This window comes from Sporosarcina sp. SAFN-015, assembly GCF_059415085.1.
Window position 1 is genome coordinate 381,745 of record NZ_JBPFDR010000001.1, and the last position, 12,335, is coordinate 394,079.

The 12,335-nt window shown below is 45.5% G+C and carries 9 protein-coding genes; 4 read left to right on the forward strand and 5 right to left on the reverse strand.

Translation table 11 applies throughout. From position 1 onward, the window contains the following. Positions 1 to 145: 145 nt before the first annotated feature. Entirely contained in the window at positions 146 to 1,066 is a 921-nt protein-coding gene (locus tag ACR65H_RS01740; RefSeq protein WP_440498332.1) for a DMT family transporter, read from the reverse strand. A gap of 131 nt (positions 1,067 to 1,197) precedes the next feature. On the opposite strand from ACR65H_RS01740, the gene ACR65H_RS01745 reads away from it, so the two are divergent. Then, positions 1,198 to 2,850: a sensor domain-containing protein gene (locus tag ACR65H_RS01745; protein ID WP_440498333.1), complete on the forward strand. Its 1,653-nt coding sequence runs from the start codon at positions 1,198 to 1,200 to the stop codon at positions 2,848 to 2,850. Positions 2,851 to 3,031: 181 nt separating this feature from the next. Here ACR65H_RS01745 and ACR65H_RS01750 read toward each other — a convergent pair whose 3' ends face one another. Further along, positions 3,032 to 5,188: a beta-propeller domain-containing protein gene (locus tag ACR65H_RS01750; RefSeq protein ID WP_440498334.1), complete on the reverse strand. Its 2,157-nt coding sequence runs from the start codon at positions 5,186 to 5,188 to the stop codon at positions 3,032 to 3,034. 138 nt (positions 5,189 to 5,326) lie between these two features. On the opposite strand from ACR65H_RS01750, the gene ACR65H_RS01755 reads away from it, so the two are divergent. Both ACR65H_RS01755 and ACR65H_RS01760 read left to right on the forward strand, forming a co-directional pair. Continuing rightward, on the forward strand, positions 5,327 to 6,640 hold the full coding sequence (locus ACR65H_RS01755; RefSeq protein ID WP_440498335.1) for a short-chain fatty acid transporter: 1,314 nt from the start codon (positions 5,327 to 5,329) through the stop codon (positions 6,638 to 6,640). 162 nt (positions 6,641 to 6,802) lie between these two features. Further along, positions 6,803 to 8,287, forward strand: coding sequence for a DASS family sodium-coupled anion symporter (locus ACR65H_RS01760; RefSeq protein ID WP_440498336.1), 1,485 nt, complete (start codon positions 6,803 to 6,805; stop codon positions 8,285 to 8,287). A 46-nt stretch (positions 8,288 to 8,333) separates the two neighbouring features. Here ACR65H_RS01760 and ACR65H_RS01765 read toward each other — a convergent pair whose 3' ends face one another. The 3 genes from ACR65H_RS01765 to ACR65H_RS01775 are packed head-to-tail and all read right to left on the reverse strand — an operon-like array spanning position 8,334 to position 11,056. Then, a complete protein-coding gene (locus ACR65H_RS01765) occupies positions 8,334 to 8,936 on the reverse strand; it encodes a pyroglutamyl-peptidase I (protein ID WP_440498337.1) in 603 nt (200 codons plus the stop codon). A gap of 36 nt (positions 8,937 to 8,972) precedes the next feature. Then, entirely contained in the window at positions 8,973 to 10,280 is a 1,308-nt protein-coding gene (locus tag ACR65H_RS01770) for a glycosyltransferase family 2 protein (RefSeq protein WP_440498338.1), read from the reverse strand. Beyond that, the gene (locus ACR65H_RS01775; protein ID WP_440498339.1) at positions 10,277 to 11,056 is read right to left on the reverse strand and encodes a hypothetical protein; all 780 of its coding nucleotides are present in this window, start codon (positions 11,054 to 11,056) and stop codon (positions 10,277 to 10,279) included. Before ACR65H_RS01775 ends, ACR65H_RS01770 begins: the two co-directional genes overlap by 4 nt. Positions 11,057 to 11,186: 130 nt before the next feature. Between ACR65H_RS01775 and ACR65H_RS01780 the strand changes: the two genes are divergently transcribed. Further along, positions 11,187 to 12,065, forward strand: a complete 879-nt coding sequence (locus ACR65H_RS01780; RefSeq protein ID WP_440498340.1) for an SDR family oxidoreductase — start codon at positions 11,187 to 11,189, stop codon at positions 12,063 to 12,065. Positions 12,066 to 12,335 lie beyond the last annotated feature (270 nt).

Here is a 12,335-nt window from a genome sequence, read left to right on the forward strand (position 1 = left end):
CTTACGGACCCCCAAAAACTGTTTCGTTTTACGAATTATTTTTTATTGTCACCATTATGACACAGGTCGCTATCTCTGTATAGGGCGTATATTGAGTAGTTCGGAAGTTCTGACATCGATGAACGTCAAAAAACCGGAACCTTCTTCAGGATTCCGGTGGTATACCTTCTTCTTTCGCCTTGCTTCCCGCTATCGAAAGGCCCGTGACGCCAACAAGCATAATGGCACCGCCGACTATTTGCCATAAGCCCAATACACTGCCGAACCAGATGACGGAAATAATCATCGCTGTCAGCGGTTCGAAGCTTGAAAGAATGCTCGTTTCGACCGGGGAAATATATTTCATGCTGCCGAGGAATAGAAGGAATGCGACCGTCCCGACAATAATGACTAGCAGCAGCATGGAGGATAATTTCACCTCAGCAAGTACATCGATTTCTTGTCTGAACGTCAAGATATTTAAAAAGAGAAGCGTAAATCCCCCAATCAGCATGCCCCATCCGACGACGAGGAGGACTCCCCATTCATTCATAAGCCGAACAGGATACAGTGTGTAAAAGGCAAATGTGAATCCGACGGCAAGCCCGAAGAAAAGTGCTTCCTTCGTCAAAGCGAAGCCGGATAGCGTTCCGTTCGTCAGAAGAAGATAAAGGCCCGCCATCGTGACAGCCATTCCGATCACTTGAGCAGCTGGCGGGTATTCCTTTTGCCTAATTGAGACGAATAGGATGATATAAATTGGCGCTAGAAATTGAAATAGTGTCGCGATGACTGCGTTGCTCGTATGAATCGATCCAGCGAATGAAAATTGCACGCCGAGCATGCCAATGATGCCGAAAATGACCATTTGACGAAGCCATACTTTTTGGCGGAGCGGGCGCGTAATATGTACGCCTTTTATTTTTAAGACGAGAAGGAGCCCGAGTCCTGCTAGCACCAGCCGGACGATAAGCATGAAGGAGACGGACATTTTACCAGTATCCAGAATCCATTCCATCATCGGTCCCGTCGCACCCCAGAGCATAGCTCCTGTGATAATCATGAAAATCCCTTTTGCTCTTTCCATATTAATCCACGACCTTTTGTTTTGTGTAATAACTTCTTAGATGTGCTTGTTATGTCATAAAAGATGTACTGTATATTTACTGAACTTCCTATATAATAAAATACATATGACATCCGAAAGGGGACAAAAAGATGAAACCGGCAAACCAAACAGATAGAACCGAACTACCGATTGTCATGGACAGTCTTGTAGAGTTCTTAATGGTGACCCGTACGGATGGTGAAGGCTTGATAACTTACACGAATCATAACTTCTTAGCTTCAAGCAATTGGACACCAAAACGAATTCTCGGAAAATCCTTTTGGCAAATGTTTTCCGAGGATGAACATAGCCAGGCGCAAGCACACGCGATTTGGAACCGTCTATCAAGCGGGAAATCTTGGTTCGGAACAGCCGAAAAAATGACACGGCATGGCGAACCTTATTATGTAAAAATGATGGCTATCCCTACGTTAGATGCGAACGGAACGCTTGAATCTAGTACTTTTTTAGAGCTTGATATTACAGAAGACGTCGAGTTAAAGGAGAAGCTCCAGCAAATTGCCTTCATCGATTTTGAGACCGGACTGATGAGTCGGCACAAATTAGAGACGCTTGTCAATGAATATATTGAAGAGAATAGGCATTTTTCGTTCGTGTACATAGCAATCGATCACTATTATACACTGAAAGATCTCCAATCGTATGATTCAGAATCAGTTTTGATCCAGGAATTTACGAACAGATTGAAACGGTATTTCCAAGGAGACTCAATCGCAAGAGTCGGCGTCAGCCAATTTGTCGTTCTGACGTCTTTCGGGGATTGGTTCGTCCAAGGCTTTCTAGAGTTTTTGAAAGAGCAGCCTATCTACATCGAGAACCATTCATTACCGTTATCGGTAAGTGGAGGCATCGTCCGATATCCGGAAGACCAGCTTTCCTATTCACATCTTTACAAAGCAGCGTTAGCAGCGATGAAAGCGATTACCGAGCAAGGCGGAGGGCGTATTTCCTCCTTATCCGCAGAGTCCCATAAAATATTGAATCGTCGTTCCCTCATCGACAAGAAAATGCTGACAGCGCTAGATCGTAATAACTTGCAAGTCGTCTATCAGCCGCAGTTGGATATAGCGACGGGCAACGTTCTTGTGTATGAAGCGCTTGTCCGTTGGGAGGACGAAGAAATCGGGCATATTCAGCCGGATGAACTGATACCGATTGCGGAGGAGAATGGGTTGATTCATGCTATCGGAGCTTACGTGCTCGAAGAAGCTGCTACTCTTGCAGTCAAGCTGATGGCCGATAAACCCGATATCCGCATTTCCGTCAATTCATCGGTACGGGAATTCGGCGACTCTTCGCAGATGAAGGAAAAGCTGACAGGCATTTTAGAGAAAACGAAGTGCCCTGCGGATAAGATTGAATTGGAGATAACGGAAAAATTCGCGTTCCAAGCTGAACAGGAACAGACAATCATTAAACAAATGAAAGCGTTTGAAGAGACAGGCATTCGATTCATCCTCGATGATTTCGGTACGGGATATGCCTCTTTCCGATACATGCAGCAATTGCCAATTTCCAAAGTGAAAATTGATAAAGTGTTCATTAATTCCTTGCTGACGATGCCGAAAACACGGCAGCTCGTCGAAGGGATGATTCTTTTCGGGAAATCGATGGGCCTCTACGTCATTGCGGAAGGCGTCGAGACTGAGGAGCAGTTCGAGGCATTGAAAGAAATGGGCATTGATGCCATCCAAGGCTATTATATCGGAGAACCTGTAAAAGGGAATGAGATTTCATTTTAAAGCAAGTGGCAATGGACAGGAATTTCCTCAGACTGATTGAAAACGCTTGCCAGCCTAGGCGCGAAGTCGAGCGAAGACGCGAATAGAACTAAAGTTCATGAGCGGACGAGCGAGACGAGCAACAACGGATGCGAGCGTTTGTCAACAGGCTGAAAGGAGCCGCACGGGTGCGGCTCCTTTTTTATTTCATCTTCAACGTGTCGATTTCCTTAAAGGAGTCGAGCTTATAGCTTTTCATTTCATTCATAGACAATGTAAACAAGCTATCTCCGCTGTACAGCAGCCGCTGGATCTGCTTCTCCCAATCTTCATACTGTTCGCCAGAAGCTTTCTTATTCACCAAATCGCCTTTCAGCACAATTCCGCTTTCTGGAGTGATTTCATAAACGAGAGCTCCGGAACCTTTATAGTCCACATCAAACTCCTTTTTTCCCTCTTCATAGATGCTTATCGGGAAACCGTAGAGATTCCTCTGTTTATGCTGGAACAGCGCCTTATGATCGTATTGGAGAGGTGAATACGTTCCCCGCCCTCCAATGATTTCCGTGAATTTCTCTTTCGGATTATGAAAATCCGTTACATCGAACAACGAGATTTTCATACCTTGCGTCAAAATCAGCGGCTCGCCTCCCGACGGATTCTTCCTCGCCACTGTATCATATCCGAAGCCGATCAAATGATTTTCATCTAATGGATGCAAATAATTCGAGAAACCTGGGATTTTCAACTCGCCTAACACTTTCGGCTTGGCAGGATCAGCGACATCTATAACGAATAGCGGGTCAGTTTCCCTGAATGTCACCATATATGCTTTATCTCCCATGAAGCGCGCCGAATAGATGCGTTCCCCTTTCGCGAGGCCTTTCACCGAGCCAGTCGTTTTCATGTTTTCATTCAAAATATACAGATGGTTTTTAGAAGGGTTTTTCTCATCCCACATATTTCCTTCCGTCATGACAACGCGGAAATTCCCTTTGTATTCATCCATGGAGAATTGATTCAAAATCGTCCCGCCCAGCTCAGCCGAACGGTAAAACTCGATATCAGCCCCGTCGAGCGTAAACTTGAAGATTTCAGTATTTGCTTTACCCGGATTCCAAATCATAATTTCGGCACTGCGTGAATTTGTTGTTGTTTCGTATTTCAATGCCGTCAAATAGAGATGGTCCTTCGTCATGTACATTTGGTCGCTGCTTCCAAGAAACCCTTTCGTTTTAAGTTCGGAAGTTTTTGGAGACGTCAAGTCGATTGCCGTAATGACGGAGTAGGAAGGGTCGGTTGCGCCAGGTAAAATGGCAATGTCTCCGAATTCCATGAATTTCTTCTCTTTTTCATTCGAATCAAACACGCGTGGACGCAGTGCATCCCCTTCGATTTCTTCCATCGCCCAGAAATCCGGAAACACATTTGTCACGAGATACAGCATGCCATCTGTCTTTCGCGCACTCTTTAAATAGCCTTCCACACCAAGCTCGCGGACGAAAACCGGCTTTTCCGGCTTCGCAATATTGTATAGACGGACAGTCGTCAAGCTGTTCATCGGCATGATTTTATCCATCATATTCGTTTTATCCGGATAGCGCTGCATTTTTTCGCCAAGCACTATGAGCAAGTCATCATGTAAAAATAGCTGTGATGGATAATAATCGTCTTTCGGATTAATTTCAGCAGCGATTTTCATCTTTTTAGGATTTCGGATATCGACGATTTTTACGGACGTCCCCTCGAAAATGGAGTACACATAATCGCCGTCCGTCTTTACGATATCCGATTCGTCCACGCCTTCGACTTGAATATTTGTCGATGAATGGTCGCCACCGCCAACCGCATTCGATGTTTTCGCACTATCCATCGAAGCTTTTGCAGATGATTCTTCTTCAACCGCTTCATAGGATACCGCTACAGACTGCATATCCTTCGCTCTCTCAAAATACGCTTTCAAGTCAGCTGCAGAGCTGATTGATTCAATTGAATCATAAATTGTGAATTCGATTTTATTACGCTTGAGCGACTTGAATTGGCTGCTCACCGCTTTTTGCTCCATCCGCAATGCATAGTTGCCCGGTTGAAGCCCTGCTACTTGCAATGTCCTGCCATCGTTCATTAATTCCAACCCCACTTCCACCTTCGCGCCATTTTGATCGGTTACATAAACATAACCATCATGAATGGCCCCTTTCGCCAAAGGTTCGGAAAAATGCGCTTTCCATCCATTGTCACTAAGAGCTGTACCTGCTGCGAAAACATTCACCTTCTCCATGAACATTGTGACTCCTGCAACGACCATGACCATAATCATAGCAACAGCAAACCATATAACCGGTTTCCTCAATTTCATCACCTTTCCTCAAATTCCTCTTTACAAAGTAGACTTCTTGGAATCAATTACGTTTCACTTTTCGGAAAAAACATTTTTGCACATTAATTTGAATATGGTAGTCTAATAGGGTGTGAGAAAAAATAGGGGGTAATGGGAATGAAAACACTTACAAGATGGTCGAACACGATCATGGAAAGGTACTTGCCGGATCCATACATATTCGTTGCCATTCTGACTCTTGTCGTCTTTTTGCTCGGTATCGGTCTAACGGATTCGGGTCCGCTCGAAATGACGGCCCACTGGGGGAATGGTTTCTGGGGTCTTCTTGCATTTACGATGCAGATGGTTATCGTATTAGTCGCAGGACATGTATTGGCAAGCAGTCCTTTCTTCAAGAAATTATTAAGTTCGCTGGCAGGATTGGCGAAGTCACCGGGTACGGCTATTCTACTCGTCACAGTCGTATCGCTGATTGCTTGTTGGATCAACTGGGGATTTGGTCTAGTCATCGGAGCATTGTTTGCTAAAGAGATTGCAAAGAAAGTGACGACGGTCGATTATCGGCTGTTAATCGCAAGCGCTTATTCCGGATTTATCATTTGGCACGGAGGGCTAGGCGGGTCAATTCCGTTGTCAATTGCAACGGAGGGTCATCCATACGAAAAAATGATGGGTGTCGTTCCAACGTCCGAAACGATTTTTTCAACGTATAATCTATTTATTATCGCTGTCATTTTTATAACTTTACCGTTGTTGAATCGTTTTATGATGCCAAAACCGGAGGATACGGTCACCGTCGACCCTAAGCTGTTGGAAGAGGAATTTGAAGTAGACGAGGCACAAGAAAAAACGCCTGCGGCACGCCTTGAAAACAGTGTGATTTTATCAATGCTCATTGGTGCATTAGGTGTCGTTTATCTTGTGCAGCACTTTGTCAGCAAAGGCTTCGATTTGAATTTGAATATTGTCAACCTGATTTTCTTTATTCTAGGCATCATTTTCCACGGAACTCCAAAGCGTTTTCTTGCGGCAGTTGCAAATGCTGTGAAGACGTCGGGCGGGATTATTATCCAGTTTCCGTTTTACGCAGGAATCATGGGCATGATGGTGGATTCAGAATTAGCGAAGGTTATGTCCCAATGGTTTGTTAGCATTTCAACTGAATCGACTTTCCCACTTTTCACTTTCTATGCGGCGGGGCTCGTTAACTTCTTCGTACCGTCAGGCGGAGGGCAATGGGCAGTTCAAGCGCCGGTCATGCTTGGAGCGGCTCAAGAACTAGGCGTCAGCTACTCAAAAACTGCTATGGCGATCGCATGGGGCGACGCGTGGACGAATATGATTCAGCCATTCTGGGCATTGCCGGCGCTAGCGATTGCCGGATTGCGCGCAAAGGATATTATGGGCTACTGTGTGTTCGTATTAATATTGAGCGGAATTGTTGTCAGTATCGGGCTCTTTTTCTTCTAATTGCTACAAGCAGCATCCGGAGTGCCAATTTGGCGGCTCCGGATATTTTTTTCTCCTTTTCACTCCTTGCTAGACAATCTTTCTTGGCCGTTTGGCGGGCTTGGCACGGGGGTAATCTAGTATGAAGGAAAACTAGATTACCTAGGAAGGAATTGAATCGGAATGGTTAAAGCATCTGAAGCGGAAACTCCGAAACGCAATTTAAAGCCTATTTGGATTGCGTTAGCTTTTATCGTTATGATTGCCATCGTCCTACTTCCGACTCCGGACGACTTGCCTGTGATAGGTCAACGGGCATTGGCCATATTGGCTTTTGCGGTCATCCTTTGGGTGACGGAGGCGGTTTCCTATCCTGTCAGCGCTGCGATGATTATTGGACTTGTCGCCTTGCTGGTCGGCTTTGCACCGGATATGGTGAATCCCGATACGATTGTTGGTACAAAAGCCGCGCTGAAGATGGCGCTTGGCGGCTTTTCCAATTCAGCCGTGGCACTCGTTGCGGCCGCCTTGTTCCTTGCATCTGCCATGCAGGCGACCAATTTGCATAAGCGGCTCGCACTCTTTATATTATCGAAAGTCGGGGTGAAAACGGGGGCAATCGTGTTTGGAGCAATTCTTGTTTCCATCGTGCTCGCCTTTTTCGTACCGAGCGCAACAGCCCGGGCAGGGGCGGTTGTACCAATCTTACTCGGAATGGTGGCGGCATTCGGTCTGCAGCCAAACAGCCGCCTCGGCGCACTACTGGTCATCACTGCCGTGCAATCCGTCTCCATCTGGAATATCGGTATCAAAACCGGGGCTGCACAAAATATGGTCGCTTTAGGGTTCATCGAAAAAGAATTCGGCGTCTCTGTGGCATGGAGCTCATGGTTCTTATACGCGGCACCATGGTCTATCATCATGTCAGTCGTCCTTTACTTCGTCATGATGAAATTAATTAAACCCGAAACACAAGTAATTGAAGGCGGGAAGGAATTGATCAAAGACCAGTTGAAAGAACTCGGTCCGATGAAATCTTCGGAACTACGGCTCATCATCGTTTCCGTCGCTCTCCTTTTCCTGTGGGCTACAGAAGAAAAGCTGCATCCACTTGATACGACAACAGTGACACTTGTTGCGATCGCCATTCTATTATCGCCGAAAATCGGCGTCTTCGACTGGAAAACGGTTGAACGACTCATTCCTTGGGGGACAATTATCGTTTTTGCGGTCGGCATCGCCCTTGGAACGATCCTACTCGATACGACCGGTGCTCAATGGCTGTCAGACAAAGTATTCGGCGCAATGGGGCTTGAAAATATGCCACTGCTTGCGACGATCGCTTTATTGTCGTTGTTCAATATTTTAATACATCTCGGATTTGCTAGCGCGACAAGCTTGTCGTCCGCCCTCATCCCGATTTTCATCGCTTTGACGACGACAATCGCAATTGATGCTAACAATGTTGGTTTTGTCCTGATCCAGCAATTCGTCATTAGCTTTGGCTTCCTTCTCCCTGTGAGCGCTCCGCAAAACATGCTCGCTTATGGGACAGGCGCATTTACGGTGAAGGATTTTCTGAAGTCTGGCATACCGCTCACCGTCATCGGCTATTTGCTCATTCTTTTGTTCAGTGCAACGTATTGGAAATGGATAGGATTATTGTAAAGTGTCAAAAAAATGCTGGGAGATCCATTCTCCCAGCATTTTTCATTCAATCCAACGTTTCAATACACATCACAATAGCCCGTTTCAAGTCTTCATGCGACCAGCTTGGCACTCGTCCGTGCTCGACGGCGAGCTCATGGGAAGCAGGAATATGAATAAAACCCGCAAGCATGTCCGGACGTTGTGCATTTACAAAATGAAGGACGCGGTACATGACATGGTTGCATAAATAAGCGCCAGCCGTGTTGGAAATTTCCGCAGGCAGTCCGGCTCCCTTCAATGCATCGACCATTTTCCTAATTGGCATATTCGTGAAATAACCGTCCGCTCCTCCATCAACAATTGGCTCATCAACAGGGGCATGGCCACTATTGTCCTTCGCTCCATCGTTCACATTAATGGCGATCCGTTCGGGCGTAATTTTGAATCGACCGCCGGATAAACCGAGCGACAGGACTGCGTCAGGTTTCACATTTTTAATATGAGAAATGATGCGATCGCCTGATACACTGAAATCGACCGGCAGCACTTCACTATGAATCTGGTATTTCCCGATTTCCAGCCCGTGCAATTCTTCGACAATCCGCGCGGTTGGATTGACGGGATAATTCAAAAATGGCTCAAAGCCCGTTAACAGCAATCTCTTCATTTCTACACATCCCCCTTTTCCCCATTATAACGCACATCATTTCGATTTAAATCTAGCAGTTTTGTCCCAGCCGATAACTTGCTGATTTTTCTTCGCCTTTATATATCGAATCGAGCTTCGTATAAATAAATACGTGAACAGTTGGGCATATGTGAAATACATGATGACGCTAATAAATACATTGATCGGCGTAAATGTCCGTTGGGTTGCCTGTGCGGCAAACAGCTGCGCCGTATAGATAATATAGGAAAGATACCAGATAAACAGCAATGGATAGCTATATTGCACAGCAAAAATATCGAGAATACCGAGAATGAACCAGACATATGACACAATCAAAAATAGCCAAAAAATCACGTAAACCATTAGCTGATGGACGGAATGGACAATCAACTTCCCACGGAAATAGCCTGGCTCCAATAGCGTCTTCTCAACGATATACAGATTCCCCTGTAGCCAGCGTGTACGTTGTTTGACGTAAACGGATAGTGTCTCAGGCTCCTGCTCCCAAGTGATGGAATCGGGAACGATCGGCAGGTAATACCCGTTTTGGGTGATTCGCAACGTCAATTCCGCATCTTCCGCGATGGCGTAAGGGTCATATCCGCCCAACTCATCAATGACGGACCGTTTGACGAGCATATTTGTCCCTGTCAATGAACCCGTTTTAAACAATTGCCATCTGCCTGATTGCATGAGGAGCTGGAATACTTGAAACTCAATTGAAATCATGCGGGTCAGCCAGTTTGCAGATTCATTCATCGTACGCACATATCCAACAGCTCCTGCCGATTGCTCGTTCTGCTCGGCTGTGGCAACGAGTTTGATCAGCGCATCAGGCTCTGGTTGATTGTCTGCATCATAGACGCAATAATATTTATTCGAGGATATGCTTAAACCATAGTTCAGCACTCGTGACTTGCCCCGGGGTTCGCCGGGAGGCACTTGAATATGATGCACATTTTTATATGTATCATCAAAAATTTGAGCAATTTCCGCCGTTTCATCCGTTGAATTATCGTTCAATACGTATATTTGCAAATCACCCGGATATTTTATGCTAACCATCGCTTCGATCGTTTCTTTCATGACAACCCCTTCATTATGAGCCGGAATGAGGATATCGACTCCGGGATAGGATTCAAGTGACGGGGTTGGCGCTCTTTCCATCTTAATACGGTTGTACAAACCCGCAACGAGCAATAGAGAATAATAGGATAGGAGCAATAAGAATAAGGCAGTCGTAAACAATAAGACGTAGACGATATTGTAGACCGCTCCTATAATAATGGCTGCTATAAACAAGAGGAATACTAGCAATAAGAGGACTGTTCGACGTCTCATGACATCACCCCTTCAGGCAAAGCCGTCTGCCCCTCCACCCGTGTTGCTGTCCACTCTATCTTCTCCAGCACATTCTCTTGGAACGTCTCCTTCAACTTCTTTTCAATTCGGCCTTTTACAACCGACACCCCGTCGACATCCGTGTTTTGTAGAAGAATCGTCAACTTGAATTCACCCGTTTTTCCTACAATATCAAAATGCTGTCTACTTTCCGTATGTAAAATGCTTCCTACTAACGATAATGCAGTCCGTTTCGTCATCCTCGGCAATTCCGACAAGTCAATTTGCACGAAATAGCCCGTTTCGTTCCGTCTAGCCATCGTCGCTAAAATGAATGCCGCCTGTTTTTCAAATTCCTTCCGAGGCAAAACACCTTCTTCCGTAATAAAACCTTCCAAATGCAAAATCCGTTCCTTCAAAAAATAATTCTCGCTTCGAAACTGGTAAACATACTTGGATAAGCTATATAGGGCAAATAAATGGACAAGAAACAGAAAATGCAAAACAATTGCCAACCCTTGATCAAGCGGGCTCCAATTATCCCTGAACGCAATGACTAAAAGGGCAAATACCGTCCCCACAGTCAAGATAATATAAAAGAAGAAGGCTAGACGATCGGACCCGATAAAAAATAAAATTGCAATCACTGCAAAAATAGAATATGTACTAATTGAAATCGCATTGTAGGTTCCTATGACAAGGACAATCATTGAAATCAGCCAAACAATTGCTACGACAGGCAATTTCATTTGATCCCAAATTGTGGATCTGTGCATATACCCACACCCCCTGGTCTCTTAATTCCCTGTTTTTTTTATTAAAAACCGAGTCACATCTCGAAAGTTTAATGGTTCCTTTACAGGGAATATCTCATTGTAAACGATATTTTCGAGGAGGAATATGACAATGAATGACAAGTATGAAAAAAAAGATGAACAAGTGACACCGCAGACACAAAATCATCAGCCGGGAATTGAAGCAGAAATGACTCCACCTCCCCTCTATGACGATGAAAACTATAAAGGGTCCGGTAAATTAAAAGGGAAAAACGCCCTGATTACTGGCGGGGATAGCGGAATCGGCCGCGCCGTCGCCGTGGCTTTTGCGAAAGAAGGCGCCAACGTGGCGATCGCATACTTGGATGAAGCCGAAGATGTCGATGCAAATAAAACCGTTGAGTTGATTGAACAATACGGCGGAAAAGCAAAAAAAATTCGCATCGATATTAGTGAAGAGGAAAATTGCGAGAAGCTGATTGACGATGTCGTCCAGGAATTCGGCAGTTTGAATATCCTCGTGAACAATGCCGGAAAGCAGTTCCCGCAAGACGACATCTCTCAAATTTCAAGCGATCAACTGCGCGAAACGTTCGACACCAATTTCTTCGGCTTGTTCTATTTATCGAAAGCGGCGCTAGCTCATATGAAGGATGGCGATTGCATCATCAATACATCTTCGGTCACGGCGTATAACGGCTCGCCGGGATTGATTGATTATTCGGCAACGAAAGGCGCCATTACAACATTCACCCGCTCACTTGCATTAAACTTGGCAGGCAAAGGCATTCGCGTTAACGCAGTAGCCCCTGGTCCAATATGGACGCCATTGATTCCAGCGACATTCGATGCACAAAAAGTAGAGCAGCACGGAGCGGATACACCAGTGAAGCGCCGAGGACAGCCGGCGGAGAACGCACCGGCGTATGTCTTCCTTGCATCTAGCGATTCCAGCTATATGACGGGCCAGACGATCCATGTTGATGGCGGGGATTATGTAGGTTCTTGATTGTTAAGGGATGACGCTTTGAGTGCAGGGCTTGAATCTTGAGCGCGAATTCGGATTCTTGGGCGCGAAATCCAATTCTTGAGCGCAAAACTCATTTCATGAGCGCCAAACCCGATTCTTGGGCGCGAAACCTGATTCTTGAGCGCCAAACCTGATTCTTGAGCGCAGAAACCTGATTCTTGAGCGTAGAACCTGATTCTTGAGCGCAGATTCCGATTCTTGAGCGTAGAACTCGATTCTTGAGCGCAAAACTCGATGCTTGAGCGCAAA

Excerpts from the sequence above, each read along its gene's own strand:
- ACR65H_RS01755 (WP_440498335.1), top strand. The coding sequence starts at position 5,327 with ATGAAAACACTTACAAGATGGTCGAACACGATCATGGAAAGGTACTTG.
- ACR65H_RS01750 (WP_440498334.1), bottom strand. The coding sequence starts at position 5,188 with ATGAAATTGAGGAAACCGGTTATATGGTTTGCTGTTGCTATGATTATG.
- ACR65H_RS01745 (WP_440498333.1), top strand. The coding sequence starts at position 1,198 with ATGAAACCGGCAAACCAAACAGATAGAACCGAACTACCGATTGTCATG.
- ACR65H_RS01780 (WP_440498340.1), top strand. The coding sequence starts at position 11,187 with ATGAATGACAAGTATGAAAAAAAAGATGAACAAGTGACACCGCAGACA.
- ACR65H_RS01775 (WP_440498339.1), bottom strand. The coding sequence starts at position 11,056 with ATGCACAGATCCACAATTTGGGATCAAATGAAATTGCCTGTCGTAGCA.
- ACR65H_RS01760 (WP_440498336.1), top strand. The coding sequence starts at position 6,803 with ATGGTTAAAGCATCTGAAGCGGAAACTCCGAAACGCAATTTAAAGCCT.
- ACR65H_RS01765 (WP_440498337.1), bottom strand. The coding sequence starts at position 8,936 with ATGAAGAGATTGCTGTTAACGGGCTTTGAGCCATTTTTGAATTATCCC.
- ACR65H_RS01770 (WP_440498338.1), bottom strand. The coding sequence starts at position 10,280 with ATGAGACGTCGAACAGTCCTCTTATTGCTAGTATTCCTCTTGTTTATA.
- ACR65H_RS01740 (WP_440498332.1), bottom strand. The coding sequence starts at position 1,066 with ATGGAAAGAGCAAAAGGGATTTTCATGATTATCACAGGAGCTATGCTC.